We start from the raw sequence: 14,760 nt of genomic DNA, 5'->3' as shown, positions 1-14,760 counted from the left end.
AGACTCCGATGCTCCGCGCGGGAGGCGTCGATGCGCTTCATTCTCAGCAACTACGGGCACCGTTACCTGCTCTCCCTCGCGCGCTCGGGCGCGCTCGACAAGGCGCTCGAAGCGGACGACGTGGCGCGGCTTGGTCTCATCCTTTCCCGCGGCATCCTCGACAAGGACGAGAGCCCCGAGCTCTCGGCGCTCGTTGCGCGCGGGATGATCGAGCCCGCCCCCGAAGGCATGGATCGCGACGCCGCCCGCCTGCGTTACGATCGCAACCCGCTCGAGCACATCCGGCGCGTGGTCTTCGAGTACACGACGGTCTGCAACCTCGATTGCAGCCATTGCCGCAATTCGAACCTGGAGGCGCACGCCGAGGCCGACCCGACGCGGCTCCGGCGGGTCGTCGACGCCGTCTTGCCGATCGGCCTCGACCGCTTCGACTTCATCGGCGGCGAGGTGACGCTGTACGGCAAGGGCTGGCTCGATCTCGTCGCGTACATCCGCGCGCAGGGCGGCACGCACGCGTCGGTCATCACGAGCGGTTGGTTCTTCGGCGAGAGAGACTTCCGCGCGGCGGGAAAACGTTATGCCGACGATCGCGAATACCTGGCCGATCTCCGGGCCCGCGGCCTCACCCACGTCATCGTCAGCCTCGACGGGCCCGCGGCGACGCACGACGCTTGCCGCGGCGTGCCCGGCCTCTACGATCGCGTGATCGAGGGGCTCGGCAAGGTGCGCGACGCGGGCCTCGAGCCGCGTGTCTCCCTCGTGGTCGGAATGGGCACCGCCAGCGCGGAGACGCGGGCGTGGATCGCCGACCTCTCGCGGCGCATCTATGGTTTTGAGGGCGGCGACCGCGTGGCCGCGCAACTGCTCGTGCAGGACGACTCCAATTACGTGAGCAATTTCATCGACGTCGGCGGCGGCGTGAAGCTCCGGCGCTCGCGCGGCGACCTCGCGGCGTTCACCGACGAGGAGCTCCGCTGCAAGAACTTTTTTCGCCCCGCCCCCACGCTGCGCATCAAGGCGACGGGCGAAATCGCGTTGTGCCCGCTCATCGAGGGCGGCGACGGTTATGGCAACGTGCACGAGCGGGACATCATCGAACTGCTGAACCACATGCAGGATGCGTTCGTCTACAAGATGCACGCCGAGCGGCGCGTCGGCGCGCACCTTCGTTTCGTGGAGCCCGAGGTCTTCGGCGGGAGCATCGGACATGCCTGCAGCGTGCGCGTCGCGATCAACATGATCGCCCGGACGATGCACGAGCGCGGCGTGGCGGAGGACGATCGGGCGGCGATCCACGCCATCAACGTGGAGGTCGCCGAGAAGATGGGCGTATTGCCGCGGACCGGCATTCACCGCGCCAATGGTCACGTGCGCCCCCGCTGATCAGAGGGGCGCCTCGTCGCACATCGTTGTTTTCGCACGATAAAAGCGGCGCGACCAGGGACTCACGGTTCGGGAAAATCGACGAGATCGTGGCCGAAGCCAGGGCGTGGCTCCTCGAGCGCTGAGCTCGTTCGTCTTTCCTGAAAGAGACCAGGTCGCACGGCTCGATCGGCGAAATTCTTCCTCCGCCACCGCGAGCGGCAGCGGCAGTTTCATGCGCTGCGCATTACGAAGCGGTGGGGTGGCGCATGGGAAAAAGCGGTAAGGCGGACTGGTCCCGCAGCCTTGGCCCTGCCGCCGCGTTGTTCACGAGTTACTTCCTCCTCACCGATTGGGGGCTCCGGTGGGCGACGATCGGCGGCGTGGTTTCCCCGGTGTTCCCGGCAGCGGGCGCCGCCCTCGCCGGCCTGGTGCTCGGCGGCCGGCGGCTGTGGCCGGCCGTGTTCGCTGGCAGGATGGCTGCGTTCCTCGTGGACGCGCATCCCATTCCTTTATGGGCCCAGATCGCCATTTCGGGAGGAAACTCGCTCGCGGCCGTGGGCGGAGCCTGGGCCCTCACGCGTGCTCGTATCCGACCCGCGCTCACGCGCCTGCGCGACGTGCTGGCCTTGATCGGCGCCGGCCTCGCCTGCTCGGCCATCGGCGCTACCATCGGGAGCGCCGTGCTCGCCCGGGTGATTCCGAATGGATTCGAGCGGGCTCCCGTGGTGTGGCTCAACTGGTGGGCGGGCAATGTGATGGGCGTGCTGGTCGTCACGCCCTTCGTGCTGAGCTGGACCCGCAGCGAACCGATCGGCCAGGGCGTGCGGTGGTGGCTTCATCTTTTGCTGAGCACGGCGACGGCGGGAGGGGCCGCATGGTTGATCTTCGGGCCTCACGGGCCCAACCTGCCCCTCGCGTGGGCGGTTTTCCCAGCGCTCATGTGGGCGGCGCTATCGGGGGGCGTGCGGGGCGCGACGACGGCCATGTTGATGGTGGCCGTTGCCGCGGTCTGGGGCACGACGGCAGGGTATGGGGCGTTCGCCGCGGTCTCGGAGAATTTCCGACTCGTGTTGCTCCAGCAATTCGTCGCCGTCGCTGCGACGACCGCGCTCGTCCTGGCCGTTGTCGTGGACGAATGGCGAAGGGGCGAGCAGCTCCGCGAGAACGAGGAACGGCTGCGCCTCGCCAGCCGAGCGGGACGGACCGGCGTTTGGACCTGGAACCTCACGACGGGGAGGGCGTTTTGGACGCCGGAGGCCTGTGAGCTCTACGGCCATCGGCGGGGCTGCACGGTCGATTACGAGCGCTGGATCGAGAGCGTTCATCCCGACGACCGCGCGCAGGCCGTGAGGGCGGTCCAGGACGCCGTCGAGCAGGCTCGGTCCGGAGGGAGCGAGCCCTATTTCTACAAAAGCGAATTTCGCGTCGTGCACGCGGACGGCACCACGTTGTGGCTGGAGTCGAGCGGCGCCATCGAGCACAGGGACGATGATCTCGTGATGCTCGGGGTCGTTCGGGACATCACGGAGCGCAAGCTCGCCGAGGCGGCCCTGCACGAGAGCGAAGCGCACGTTCGCCGCGTCCTCGACAACCTGTTCGCGTTCGTGGGGGTGATGGCCCTCGATGGAACGCTCCTCCAATGCAATCGCGCGCCGCTCGAAGCGGCGAGCATCACGTCCGCCGACGTCCTCGGAAAGAAGTTCTGGGATTGCTACTGGTGGAGCGATTTGCCCGAGTCGCAGGCGCGGATCCACGGCGCCATGGACCGCGCAAGATGCGGCGAGGTCGTTCGTTTCGACGTGACGGCGCGGATGGCAGGAGGCTCCCTCATCTGCGTCGACTTTCAGCTCGCGCCACTGCGCGACGAGGAGGGCCACGTCACCCACCTCATTCCCTCCGGTATGGATATCACGGCCCGCAGGCGGGCCGAGAACGAGCGCGAGCGCTTGCTCCAGAGCGAGCGAACCGCCCGCGCGGACGCGGAGCGCGCGAGCCGCCTCAAAGACGAGTTTCTCGCGACGGTCAGCCACGAGCTGCGCACCCCGCTCACCGCGATTCTCGGCTGGTCGCAAATCCTGCGCCGTCGGTCGAACGGCAGCAGCGATCCGGATCTCTACAAGGGCCTCACGGTCATCGTTCGCAATGCCCGCGCCCTGGCGCAGCTCATCGAGGACCTGCTCGACATGGGCCGGATCAGCTCCGGGAAGGCGCACCTCGACGTGCGATCGGTCGACCTGCACGACGTGATTGCGCTCGTTCTTTCGTCCATCGCCCCCTCGGCTGCGGAGAAACACGTCGAGCTCGAATCCATTTCGAGGCCCTTCTCGGGCAGGGTGCGTGGGGATCCGAGCCGGCTGGAGCAGGTCATCTCGAACCTCGTGAGCAATGCCATCAAATTCACCCCGAGCGGCGGGAAGGTGCAGGTCAAGCTCGACCGGGTCGACGGTCACGCCGAGATCACCATCGCGGATACGGGGCAAGGCATCAAGCCCGAGTTCATGCCGCACGTCTTCGAGCGGTTTCGCCAGGCGGACAGCTCGATGACGCGCGAGCACGGCGGGCTCGGCCTCGGGCTCGCCATCGTGAAGAACCTGGTCGAGCTCCACGGCGGCACCGTGGACGTGAAGAGCGCCGGCGAGGGAAGGGGAGCGACGTTCGCCGTCCGGCTCCCGATCGACGACGCGCGGGTTTCCGCGGACGAGGAGAGGAGCTAGAGAGATTTCCAGGTGAAATGGCCGTCGCGGACGAAGACCCGCACGGCGCGTCCGCGGATCGCGTCGCGGGCGACGAAGCCGAACATGCGGCCGTCGTGGCTGTTGCCGCGGTTGTCGCCCATGACGAGCCAATGGCCATCGGGGACACGCGCAGGACCGAAATCCGGTCCGCCGTAGCCGAGGCGCAACGGGTGGCGTGCATCGCCGAGCTCCTCGTAGTTCCCGCCCGGCTCGTGCGTGACGGGAGCTTCCTGCCCATTGAGCGTGATGCGGCCGTCCTTCACGGTGACCACGTCCCCGGGGCCCGCGACCACCCGCTTCAAAAGCGTGTTTTCGTTTTCCGGTGACGAAAGCACCACCACGTCCCCCGGCTTCGGCTCCGCGGTTGGCAGGACGTACGAATCGACGACGGGCAGCCGCACCCCGAAGGCGCGTTTGTCGACGAGGATACGGTCGCCGACCTGGACCGTCGGCTCCATCGAGCCGCTCGGGACGACGTAATGGTCGGCGAGCGAGGTCCGCGCGAGGAGCATGACGGCGGCGGCGGTGGCCATCGGCAGGAACTCTTTGAGGGCGCGACGGCGGCGACCGGGGTTCGACCCCGGCGACGACGAGGACGAAGGCGCGGGGGGAGGGGTGCAAGGGCGAGCAGAACGAGGATCGGCCATCGCGCCTGAAACCGGCTGCTTTCGCGTCTATTCCCGCACATGTCGCTCCTCGGCGCGGGGGCGTTCCGAACGCGCGCGAGAGGGGCGACTGGCCGAGCGTCCACGGCGACCTTGACAGTACGACCGATCGGTCATATGACTGGTCGGTCGCATGCCGAAGAGCACCTTTTTCCGGCTCCCCGAGGAGAGGCGCGCGCGCTTCGTGCACGAGGCCATCGTCGAGTTCGCCGATCGGACGTACGCCGAGGCCTCGTTGTCCCAGATTGCGCGCCGCGCGAGCATCCCCAAGGGCAGCGTCTATCAATACTTCGAAGACAAGCTGGACCTCTACCGATGGCTCCTCACCGAGGAGGCGCCACGCCTGAAGCGCGCGTTCGTCGGAAAACCGAGCGTGGAAGGCGATTTCTGGTCGCGCCTCGAGGACTTCGTCGAGCGCGGCATGGCGTTCCTCGTCGAGCACCCGCGCCTCGCCCGGCTCTCCGCGGCCGCGGCCGATCCGACGGCGAACCCGGAGGTCCGCGGCTTGCACAAGTCCATTTGCGAGGCGGGCATCCAGGAGCTCCGGGCCGTGCTCGAAGCCGGCGCCGAGAGCGGCGCGCTCCACGCCTCCGATCTGGACGTGGCGACGCGCTTCGTGGCCACGATCATCGGCCCAGGATTGACCGACGTGGTGCTTCAGGAGCTCGGGGCCGAGCTCCACGAGGTGCTGGCATCGGATTCCCTTCGCAAGCGGCTCGGGCCCAAGCGCCGTCGCGCGCTGGCCCGTCAGGCCGTCGACTTCATCCGAACAGGCTTGGGCTCGGCGAAGCCCGAGCGTCGAAAGGAAGCGTGAATGATTCGATTCGATTTCGCGGGGCGCGTCGCGCTCGTCGTCGGCGGTAGCTCCGGCATCGGCCTCGCCTCCGCGCGCGCGTTCGCGCGAGCGGGCGCGGGCGTCGCCATTGCGTCCCGCGGGGAGGCCGCGGGGCGCGAGGCCTGCGCGACGCTGCGAGCCGAGGGCGCGCGCGTCCTGTTCGTCCCGACCGACGTGCGCGACGAGGCCGCCGTTTCGCGCGCGGTGGAGGAGACCGTGAAGCATTTCGGCCGGCTCGATTTCGCGGTGAACTGCGCCGGCGGCGCGGACATGGCCCCGCTCGACGCGACCGATCAGGCCGTGTGGGACGACGTCATGGCCGTCAATGCCCGGGGGGTATGGCTCGCCATGCGGCATGAAATCCCTGCGATGGTCGCGACGGGCGGAGGAGCCATCGTCAACATCAGCTCGATCTTCGGCATGGCGGGCAGGCCTGCGCAGCACGCGTATGTCGCGTCCAAGCACGCGGTCGTCGGGATGACGCGGTCGGTGGCGCTGGAGTATGCGACCCGGGGAATCCGCGTGAATGCCATCTGCGCGGGCGTCACCGGCACGCCCAGCGTGCGGCATTTCGAAACCTTGGCCCCCGAGCTCGTCCAGGGGCTCGTCGCGCAGCATCCGATGTCGCGGATGGCCACCGAAGAAGAGATCGCCGGCGCCGTGCTCTGGTTGTGCTCCGAGGGCGCGGGCTACGTGACCGGTACGCCATTGCCGGTCGATGGCGGTTTTCTCGCCGCGTGAGGCGCGCGTCCGTCGTGAAGGGCGGCAGGCAAAAGCGAAAGTAGGTTTTCCATGATCGACGCTCGAATGACAGCAGTCGCACTTGCCACGAGCACCTGGCTCATCGCGGCACCTGCGCGCGCGCAGCAGAGCGCGCTCCCGGCCGACCTCGTCGCGCTCGATACGCCCGAGGGCGAGGCGCTCCTCGTCGAAGCGGCCGCGCGCGCCGATTACTTTCATCTCGCCGGGCATCACACGACGCAGGAGACACCGTCCGCGTGTGGCATCGCGAGCGCCGTCACGATCCTCAACGCCCTCCAGGTGCCCGCGCCGCTCGACGACAAACTCGGCGTCCAGACGTTCACGCACGGCGATTTTTTCAATACGTGCGCGCGCGACGTTTTCACGCCCCAGTCTGTCGCGCGAGGTGGGACCACGCTCGCGCAGCTCGCGGACTTGCTCCGCTGCCATCCCGTGCGCGTCGACGTCGTCCACGGCGAGGACACGACGCTGGAAGATTTTCGCAAGCGCCTCGCCGAGAACCTCGCGGATCCGACGAGCTTCATCGTCGTGAATTATCTGCGATCGGAGGTCGGCCAGGAGTACACCGGCCACCATTCCCCGCTTGGCGCCTACAATGCCGCGAAGGACCGTGTGCTCGTGATGGACGTCGCGCGATACAAGTATCCGCCCACCTGGGTGCGGACGGAGTCGCTTTACAACGCGATTCGCACGACGGACCTCGTATCGGGCCGGTCTCGCGGATATCTGGTCGTCGCCGCAGCGGAAAAGCCACCAGGGCCGTCCGGCGAACGCACTGCGCGCAGCCCGCTTCGTATTCTGGGCGGCATCGTCGCGGCCGTGTTCGTCGTGGGTTTCGGTCTGGGCGCGGTGGTGGGAGCGTGGCGTACGCGGCGAAAGCTCGCGAGGAAGGCATAGGCGTCCGCGGCGCCGTTTTCCTGGGATCCGATCAGTAGTTGTGCACCAGGACGCCGCCGGCGAAGTAATTGTGGAGGCCATCGACGGAGAGGTCGTACACCGTCGTGCGATGATCGAAATCGGTGCGCGCGTCGAGCGTCACCGGCGCGCCGTTCTCGCCGAGCAATACATCCCCGCTGGCGAGCGCGCGCGCATGCACGTATCCGCGACCCACGACGAAGATGGGATGCTCGGCCGTCACGCGTAGCTCCTCCCCGTTCGAGAGTCGGAACGTCGCGACCGGCCGCTCCTCGCGCTCGGCCACGCGGCGGACCCGCCAAACGCGGCGCGCGGAGCCCTCGACGTCATAACCGATCACCGCGTCGCCGGGCCGCAGGCGCTCGATGGCGACCTCGCCCCGCGGCGTCGCGACGGGCGTGCCGGCGGCAAAACACGACGAACCGGCGATGCCGTGCACGGCCGTGGTCGCCGGCCGCATCGCGCCCTTGGCATCGAGCACGCACGGCGTGAGCAGATACCCGCCGTCACAATCGATGGGTTCCCCGGAGAGCTGCACATCGAGCTCTGCGCCGCCCGCCGTTCGGAGCGCACGCTCGCCGAGGAGCGCGTCGAGCAACCTCCGATCGAGCGTTCGCACCACGGTCCCCGCATCGCAGGCGAGCGTGGCGCGCGCGCCCGGGGCTTTTTCCTGCGGCGCGGCCACGATGGAAATGGCGCGTGCCTCCTTCGGGATCTCGCGGAGATGGAGCCTCACGTCGAGCGCGCAATCGTAGCTCGAGGGCGCGGGCACGAGGTCGACGGGGCTCGCCTGCGGAGGGGAGAATGCTTCGGGTTCACCCGCGCGCGCTTGGCTCGGCCGGTCGTCGCGGACGAGGAGGTCGTCGACGAAACAATCGTTCGGCGCGCCCACGTCGAGCCATGCTGCATGATACGGACCCGCGTCGCTGGGAGCGGCGGCGATGCGAGGGCGGGCCCCGGACGCGGTGAGGAGCACGTCGCCCTTCTGCAACTTCGAGGCGGCTCGGAACGTCCCGGTGTCTGGCAGGAAAAATCCTCGCGCCTGCGGGACCCGGAGACGTCGCCCGTCGTCGAGGCGCAACCACACCGAAGGGAGCGATTTTTCGCGCACGGCGCGGACGCGCGTCGTGACGAGCTTCTTCTTTGCGACGTCATACGCGAGCACGTGATGACCCGCGAGGAGGCGATCGGCCTGAACGCCGCCGGAGGGCGTGGCCACGACATCGCGCTCCTCGGCGCCGTCGAGGAGCGAGACGGACGATCCCAATGCGTTCTCCTCGGCGTGCAGGCGCCCTTCTCGATCGCGCACGCATCCGAGCACCGCATAACGCCGGTCCCGGCGAATCTCCGGTGGAGCGAGCCGCAAAGGAAGGGTCGCATCGTCGCCGCCCGCGGCTGCGAACACCGCGCGGCCGACCTCGCGCACGACCTTCCCCTCGCGGCAATTCATGGGCACGAGCCCGCCGTACGGCTCCCCTTTTTCGGCGAGCACGAGCGCGAAGGAGGCGGCGTCGTCGTCGAGCGGCGCGACCCGTACGCCCACCTCGATCGCCCCTGGCAAGGCGCGCGCGGAGAGCCAAGGAACGTGGCGCTTGCCGGCGAGCGTGCTGGTCGCGACCAGGCGGTCTTTTCGATACGCACAGACGCGATAGGAATCGCCGTTCGCCAGCGGCTTTTTCTCCGTCGTGGGCAGCGTGAGGCTCGTGCCGCGGAGCTTCGCCGACGGGAGCGTGGCGAAAAGCTCGCCCGCATCACACGAGCTTGGACCAACGGGCCCGCGGCTCCTGCGCACCGTGAGGCGATCAAATGGCGCCGAAGGGTGGAGCAGGCGGAGGCGCAGCGCCGGCAAACCGCGGTTGTCGTTGAATTCGGTGATCGACGCGACGGCCTGCGCCTCGGGGAGCTTCGCCGCGGCTTCGGCGACGCCGAGACCCGTGTCCGCGGCGCCGCACGTCGCACGCAGGCCCGCGCCGAGGACGAGGAGGGTGAGCCAGGGGCGTCGGCGTCGCGGGCGGGGCGTGGTCATGCGGTTGTCCCGACCCGAGCACGGTTTTCCTTCGATGGGCAAGTATTCCGCCCCGCGCCCGGATGCTACGATTGCGCCCGGTGCGAACGATCCCCTCCATCCTCGCTGTCCTCGCGACGTGCACCGCGCTGCTCGGGTGCTGTCGCCCTCCGCCTTGCCTTTCGGGCGCTTGTCCCGAGGTCGGCAATCCGACGCCGGACGAGATGTTCCGGCTCGTGCGGCGGGAGCTCGAACGGTCCGAGTCAGCGACGCCGCTCGTCGGCGCGCACATCCTCGAACAGCTCCCCTGGCTCTTTCCCGACGTGAGCAATTTGCCCGACGCGCCACGATGCCGCACGGATCTCGTCGACGCGGCCTCCGCGGCGACGTTCGACGAGACGCCGATCACGTTCTCGCGTTTGCTCCTAGGGCGTATTCGTGCCGTGGGGAACGTCCAGAGCTCGACGGACGTGATGTACGCAAAAGCCGACTACCTGCGGAGGCTCGCCGAGATCGACGACGCGAGCCTCTCCGACTACCAGTTTTCCCCTGGCGAGACCGGCCCGGCGCCGCCGAAATGGATCGTGCGGTATGCGGCGCTTGCGATGCTCCTGCGGTTCGGCGCGCTCATGCGCGACGAAGAACCGTTGTTTCGGCGGCTCCAGACGTCCACCGACGATCGCGCGGCGTGGCTCGCGCACGACTCCGTGATGAGCGACCTCGGCATGTCGATCAGCCGAACTCCGTGGCACCGCATCGACGACGTGGTGAAGGCTCTCTTCTTCTCCTGGCTCCCCGATATGAAGCGGCGATTGAAGGGTCCGCCCGACCCGCTCTCGCTTGAAATCGTGCTCCAGCGCATGTTGCCGCTGGGTGTCTTCAGCACCAAGCTCGGCGTGACCGACGAGGCGCGCAAGATCCTCGAAAGCGTGATCGCGGCGCGTGGGGAGTTTCCGCTCACCCGGGGCATTCCCGGCGCCGCGCGGGATCTCACGGTCATCGCTCGTTTTGCGCTCTTCGATCTCGAAAATCCGCGCGACAGCAACAGCGTCCGGACGCTCCTGCCTTCGCCCGCGCGAAAGGTTTTTCGACTGGACGAGGCATGGCTCGGGGATCCCGCGCCGGCGCGTCCCCCCACCGACGCCGTCGCGGCGCGGATGCGCGACCTCGAAGGCGAGCTTCGTGAGCTGAAGTTCTCGCACGGTCGTTGTCATGTGCTGCGAGAGCAGGCGATCTGGGTGCTTCCCGGCGATGCGGACCGCCTCTTCGACAGGATGGTCGCGCCGCTGTCTCCCGGAGGAAAGGTGGCATTCAGCGACGAAGCGTTCTGCCGTATGCGCGCCGCGATCGGGATCCGCGGGGCATCCGAGAGCAAACGCGTCGGCCTCGTGCTCCGGTGGTTACGCGCGGAGCCGACCGACATCGCCGAATGGGATCCGACCGGCGACGATACCAGCGCCAGGATGGGGCCCGACACGAACAAGAAGCGGGTCAAGAGGCTCGCCGCTCTGGTGCTCTCCGAAAACCTCGAATGGATCGAACGTCACGCCGAGCTGCGCGCCTGGCTCGCGGAGCAAGCGCAGAGGCGGAACCCTTCCACGGGGCGCGCGGAGCACGGTCCTGTGGGGGAAGAGCTCCACATTGCCTACGAGCGGCTGCTCGCGTTTCACGCATCCGGGCACCCCGAGGCGAGCATCGAGGTCGGCCGAGCCATTCTGCGCGCGTGGATCGAGGGGCACGCGCTTACCTCGCGGGCGAGAGCGATGTCGCCTCCTACGATTCCGCGCTCGTGATGAGGCTCTTTGCCCTGGGCGATGTTGCCGTACGCTTCGGTATGCGCGACGAAGCACAGGCGCTCTTCGACGACGTGGCGAAACGCGTCGTGCCACCCCCGCAGAAGGACGCGCCGGGCCTCCATTTGTCCCTCGCGCACGACGCGACGGTCGCATCGTTGCTGATGTCGTTCACGGTGACGCCGTCAAAATGATCCACCCACCACCGCACCACCGGCGAAGGGCGCGACAAACCACGAAAATTCCGGCGCAGGCCGCCGCGCTCGCCCCACGCTCCCCGCGCCGCCTGTGTTGCGATATTCGTTCCAATCGTCGATGGCTGCGGTCGGCATCGTGAAGATCTGCGCTTCGCTGAGCGCGATTCCGGCCACTGCGCTCAGCGCCCCCGTCACCGGCCTGCCATACCCCAGCGCGAGCACCAGGCCGACGCTCGTCGACACGGTGCCGCAGAGCACGTGATTGAACCATTTGCGGCGGAGCACCTCCGACTCCGCGCTTTCGCGGAGCAGCCGTTCGCCGCGCGCGAGCTTTGTCCGCCGCTCCTCCGGCGTCGACGCCGGCACCGCTCGTAGATCGGCCGCGGCATGACGGGCGGGAAATGGTGCGAGCCCGAGGGGAATCAAGCCGAGGGACGAGCCGACCGCGCCCACGGCCGCGTCGGTGCGCAGGCCCGGGTCGGTGACGGCAATGGCGATCACGCCTTGCCCGACGGTCAGCACGGTCCACCCCCCGTACCAGCCATACCACCATCGATTCGCCGCGGCGGTCCCACGATCGAGGCGCGCCTGGAGAAAGTCGATGCGCCGCACGACCTCCGCGTCCGATGGCGGCGCAGCGCGCAGCGGCGGCTCGGCCTGCGTGGAGGATGCGGCGAGCGAAATGGCAGAGGCGGCGAGGAGCGCGAGGTGGGGCCGGACGAGGTTTGTCGTCATGATGCACTACGCTTCCTTCGCCCAAACTTTGATGCGACGCTGGGCTTCGCGAGATTCACTCCGCCACGGAGCGGCGCACCGCGACGGCCAGGCTGCACGCTTCGAGCTCCTCGCGGTGGGTCGATCCCAGCGAAGACAATGCGAGCTCCTCGTGTCGCCGGAGCACCCGCAAGAGCGGCTTCTTCGCGGCCAGATCGAAGAGCGTCACGCGTGCCCCGGCCTTGGTATCCGCGACGACGAGCAGGAGCTCCGCGGAGGCCGCCTTTTTCGCGAGATCCACCGGGGCTTTCTGCAGGTCTTTTCGTAGCCTCTTCAGCACATTTCGATCCTGCGCGGTCCGCACCGAGCTCTCGAAGGCCGGCGCGAGCACCGCGAGGCCAACGCGCAGCTCCGCGAGCCGCCGCACGTTCCCCGTCTCATCGTCGACCTTCGCTCCGGCGAAGTACACGCCCCGCACCTTCGCGAGCAAATCGCGCTCCGACGTCGAGGCGGGCGGGTACATCAAGCAAACGAGGAATGCGTCCTTGTCCGACCCACGCGCCGCATCGTCGACGCCGCGCACGTCGCGGAGCTCCGCCGCCGGAGCACGCACATAGAGCGCAGGTCGACGCAAGGTCGCGTCGAGCGCGCCCGCCGCGCGCAGCGCCGGATCGATGATCTCCGGCGGCTCCGCCTCCGCCGCGGCCTCCACGAGAAGCCGTTCCGTGTCCCCGACGAGCGCCTCGTGCCCCGCCGGCAGCCCCGGGCGAAGCCCGTCGATTTCGGCGAGGAGCGCGGCCCGATCCGATTCCAGCTCGCGCCGCTCGTGAATCACCATGGCCGCGAAGAGGCCCCCGATGAGCACGAGCGCGAGCAGCGGCAAGAGCTTCGCGGGCCGAAAGCCCTCGCGGCTCGCGAACGGCGAGGCCATTCCGAGGTTCGCCGCGTGATGCTTCGCGCGTGCTTTGGGGCTGACCGCCCGCTCCACGCGCGCGCGGAGCGCTGGATTCATGCGCGGCGTCACCAGGAACGTCGCCACGTCAGCTCTCCCGTGCCCGCACGACCGGCGCGCGCATGTTGCGATCGATGAGCCCTTCGAGCTCGTCGCGGCTCACGCCGAGCCGCGCCGCCGCGTGCGATGCGAGCGACGTCGTGGCCACGCCCGCGACGAACTGGTACGTCGGCCGGTGCGCCGCGTCGAGCCCCACCTGGATGAACCGGATGCCGGCAATCGCATTTTCCCGGGCGAGCCGCGCCGCGAACGTCAAGAAATGGGTCGTGATGAACGCCTGCGGGCGCAGCTTCGAGAGGAGCGTGATGACGAGCTCGAAGATCTCCTCGCCCTCGGAGGGGTTCGTCCCGGAACACAGCTCGTCGAGCATGACCATCGCGCCGGGGCCGAGCATCTCGAACAGCGCGCGGATGCGCACGAGCTCCATGCCGAGCCGCCCCTCGCTCTGATCCACCCGCGTCTCCTGGATCAGCGATACGACGAGCCCGGGGACCCGCACGAGGCTCGCTTCGCGCGCGGGCACGAACATGCCTCCTTGCGCGAGGAGCTGCGCGATCGCCACCGATTGCAGGAGCCGCGTCTTGCCGCCGGAGTTCGGACCGGTGATGAGCACCGTCGCGCTCGTCCGATCCGTCACGAGATCACACGGCACGGCGCGGACGCCGCTCGCCACGAGGAGCGGATTGAAGAGCCCGAGCAGCTTGCGCGGCTGTTCGTTCGTGCCCTCCACGTCCGGGCGAATCTCGGGCAGGCACACTTCGAGGCCCGCGGCCTCCGCGAGATCCCGAAAGCCGAGCGCGCCGAGGTACACTTCCATCTCGCCGAGGAGCGGAATGAACCGGAGGACGTGCGCCTCGATGCCCTCGAAGACCGCGTCGAGCAGGCGCGCCATGACCTCGCCGTCGCTGAAGCGGTAGCCGCGGAAAAACATCTCGATCTTGGCGAGCCACCTTCGCGCCGGCGACAGGACGAACGGGTTGTCCTGACGCTCGCGGAGGTTTCGGACCTCGAACCCCCGCACGCGTCCGTCGGCGCCGACGCGAATGGTGACGCCGAGCGTCGCGAGGTGCTCATCGTAGTCGAGCAGATCGACCATCGATCGATATCCCTCGGTCTCGCGCACCGAGGTGCCGAATTCGCGCAGGCCCGAGAGGCCGGATTTCGCGCCCTCGAAGGATTCGCTCATCCGGTCGAACGCCTCCTTGACGAGCACGAGCACGTCGAGCTGCCGTCGCGTCGTGTCGAACTTCTTTCCCGCCGTCGCGCCTTCGAGCGCCGCGCGCAGGCGGCAGGCGAGCGTATAAAGCTCCTCGAACTGGCGGCGAAAGACGGTCGAACCGGAGAGCTCGCGCAAGATTTCGCGCCGGTGCTCCGCCACGCGGGTGTCGGAGGGCGGATGCGCGAGGACACGGAAGATGAATGCCCGGTTCACGACCGTGTCGCGCTCGCCGCCGGCGCGCACGCGGAAGCCGCGGGCGACGAACTCCTCCAGGAAAAGGTCCTGCGCGAAGCTCTTCGGATCCCACGTGGACGGCGCGAGCGGCGCTCGATCGAGGGCCTGGCTGAAGAGCCCGCCGGAGACGCCGCTCGCGAATGCGAACGAGAGGGCCTGACGCATCTCTTCGAGGTCGGGCCGCGCGATGGGATCGGGGTGGAGCAGGCTCAGGACTTCGTGAGCCGGCGCGGTGTCGGGAGCGGGTGGGGAGGGCTTCATGGGCGGCGTGCAGAAGGGGACGTTCCGTGAAGGAGGCCGCATGGTCGC

General features: G+C 68.6%; 12 protein-coding genes. 7 read left to right on the top strand and 5 right to left on the bottom strand.

Annotated elements, in window-relative coordinates; translation table 11 throughout:
• Window positions 1-30 precede the first annotated feature (30 nt).
• On the top strand, window positions 31-1,383 hold the full coding sequence (locus QHF85_RS01640; RefSeq protein ID WP_281325226.1) for a radical SAM protein: 1,353 nt from the start codon (window positions 31-33) through the stop codon (window positions 1,381-1,383).
• A 248-nt stretch (window positions 1,384-1,631) separates the two neighbouring features.
• Entirely contained in the window at window positions 1,632-4,079 is a 2,448-nt protein-coding gene (locus QHF85_RS01635) for an ATP-binding protein (RefSeq protein WP_281325225.1), read from the top strand.
• On the opposite strand, the gene lepB is transcribed toward QHF85_RS01635, so the two are convergent.
• On the bottom strand, window positions 4,076-4,633 hold the full coding sequence (gene lepB / locus QHF85_RS01630; RefSeq protein WP_281325224.1) for a signal peptidase I: 558 nt from the start codon (window positions 4,631-4,633) through the stop codon (window positions 4,076-4,078). The two genes, QHF85_RS01635 and lepB, sit on opposite strands and share 4 nt — an antisense overlap.
• 265 nt (window positions 4,634-4,898) lie before the next feature.
• Here lepB and QHF85_RS01625 point away from each other — a divergent pair, with 265 nt between their 5' ends.
• Genes QHF85_RS01625 through QHF85_RS01615 form a run of 3 tightly spaced genes read left to right on the top strand, consistent with a single transcriptional unit; the run spans window position 4,899 to window position 7,259 of the window.
• Window positions 4,899-5,579 carry a TetR family transcriptional regulator gene (locus QHF85_RS01625; protein ID WP_281325223.1) on the top strand — a complete coding sequence of 227 codons (681 nt, stop codon included), beginning with the start codon at window positions 4,899-4,901 and terminating at the stop codon, window positions 5,577-5,579.
• Window positions 5,580-6,341 (top strand): SDR family oxidoreductase, encoded by a 762-nt coding sequence (locus tag QHF85_RS01620; RefSeq protein ID WP_281325222.1) that lies wholly within the window; start codon window positions 5,580-5,582, stop codon window positions 6,339-6,341.
• 51 nt (window positions 6,342-6,392) lie between these two features.
• A complete protein-coding gene (locus tag QHF85_RS01615) occupies window positions 6,393-7,259 on the top strand; it encodes a phytochelatin synthase family protein (protein WP_281325221.1) in 867 nt (288 codons plus the stop codon).
• A 31-nt stretch (window positions 7,260-7,290) separates the two neighbouring features.
• On the opposite strand, the gene QHF85_RS01610 is transcribed toward QHF85_RS01615, so the two are convergent.
• Window positions 7,291-9,303 carry a polymorphic toxin-type HINT domain-containing protein gene (locus QHF85_RS01610; protein ID WP_281325220.1) on the bottom strand — a complete coding sequence of 671 codons (2,013 nt, stop codon included), beginning with the start codon at window positions 9,301-9,303 and terminating at the stop codon, window positions 7,291-7,293.
• A gap of 80 nt (window positions 9,304-9,383) precedes the next feature.
• Here QHF85_RS01610 and QHF85_RS01605 point away from each other — a divergent pair, with 80 nt between their 5' ends.
• Window positions 9,384-11,075, top strand: a complete 1,692-nt coding sequence (locus tag QHF85_RS01605; RefSeq protein WP_281325219.1) for a hypothetical protein — start codon at window positions 9,384-9,386, stop codon at window positions 11,073-11,075.
• Window positions 11,076-11,116: 41 nt separating this feature from the next.
• Window positions 11,117-11,269, top strand: a complete 153-nt coding sequence (locus QHF85_RS01600; protein WP_281325218.1) for a hypothetical protein — start codon at window positions 11,117-11,119, stop codon at window positions 11,267-11,269.
• On the opposite strand, the gene QHF85_RS01595 is transcribed toward QHF85_RS01600, so the two are convergent.
• The 3 genes from QHF85_RS01595 to QHF85_RS01585 are packed head-to-tail and all read right to left on the bottom strand — an operon-like array spanning window position 11,261 to window position 14,712.
• On the bottom strand, window positions 11,261-12,007 hold the full coding sequence (locus QHF85_RS01595; protein WP_281325217.1) for a hypothetical protein: 747 nt from the start codon (window positions 12,005-12,007) through the stop codon (window positions 11,261-11,263). The two genes, QHF85_RS01600 and QHF85_RS01595, sit on opposite strands and share 9 nt — an antisense overlap.
• Window positions 12,008-12,062: 55 nt before the next feature.
• Window positions 12,063-13,025 carry a hypothetical protein gene (locus tag QHF85_RS01590; RefSeq protein WP_281325216.1) on the bottom strand — a complete coding sequence of 321 codons (963 nt, stop codon included), beginning with the start codon at window positions 13,023-13,025 and terminating at the stop codon, window positions 12,063-12,065.
• Window position 13,026: 1 nt separating this feature from the next.
• The gene (locus tag QHF85_RS01585; RefSeq protein ID WP_281325215.1) at window positions 13,027-14,712 is read right to left on the bottom strand and encodes a DNA mismatch repair protein; all 1,686 of its coding nucleotides are present in this window, start codon (window positions 14,710-14,712) and stop codon (window positions 13,027-13,029) included.
• Window positions 14,713-14,760 lie beyond the last annotated feature (48 nt).

Origin of the sequence: Polyangium sp. 6x1 (assembly GCF_029946515.1) — a bacterium.
Taxonomy (GTDB): domain Bacteria; phylum Myxococcota_A; class Polyangia; order Polyangiales; family Polyangiaceae; genus Polyangium.
The sequence above is the reverse complement of the archived record's forward strand: the minus strand, read 5'-3'. Positions and strand labels throughout refer to the sequence as shown.

What these genes read in the sequence shown, in the direction of transcription:
- QHF85_RS01640 (WP_281325226.1), top strand. Translation starts at nt 31, where the DNA reads ATGCGCTTCATTCTCAGCAACTACGGGCACCGTTACCTGCTCTCCCTC.
- QHF85_RS01635 (WP_281325225.1), top strand. Translation starts at nt 1,632, where the DNA reads ATGGGAAAAAGCGGTAAGGCGGACTGGTCCCGCAGCCTTGGCCCTGCC.
- lepB (WP_281325224.1), bottom strand. Translation starts at nt 4,633, where the DNA reads ATGGCCACCGCCGCCGCCGTCATGCTCCTCGCGCGGACCTCGCTCGCC.
- QHF85_RS01625 (WP_281325223.1), top strand. Translation starts at nt 4,899, where the DNA reads ATGCCGAAGAGCACCTTTTTCCGGCTCCCCGAGGAGAGGCGCGCGCGC.
- QHF85_RS01620 (WP_281325222.1), top strand. Translation starts at nt 5,580, where the DNA reads ATGATTCGATTCGATTTCGCGGGGCGCGTCGCGCTCGTCGTCGGCGGT.
- QHF85_RS01615 (WP_281325221.1), top strand. Translation starts at nt 6,393, where the DNA reads ATGATCGACGCTCGAATGACAGCAGTCGCACTTGCCACGAGCACCTGG.
- QHF85_RS01610 (WP_281325220.1), bottom strand. Translation starts at nt 9,303, where the DNA reads ATGACCACGCCCCGCCCGCGACGCCGACGCCCCTGGCTCACCCTCCTC.
- QHF85_RS01600 (WP_281325218.1), top strand. Translation starts at nt 11,117, where the DNA reads ATGCGCGACGAAGCACAGGCGCTCTTCGACGACGTGGCGAAACGCGTC.
- QHF85_RS01595 (WP_281325217.1), bottom strand. Translation starts at nt 12,007, where the DNA reads ATGACGACAAACCTCGTCCGGCCCCACCTCGCGCTCCTCGCCGCCTCT.
- QHF85_RS01585 (WP_281325215.1), bottom strand. Translation starts at nt 14,712, where the DNA reads ATGAAGCCCTCCCCACCCGCTCCCGACACCGCGCCGGCTCACGAAGTC.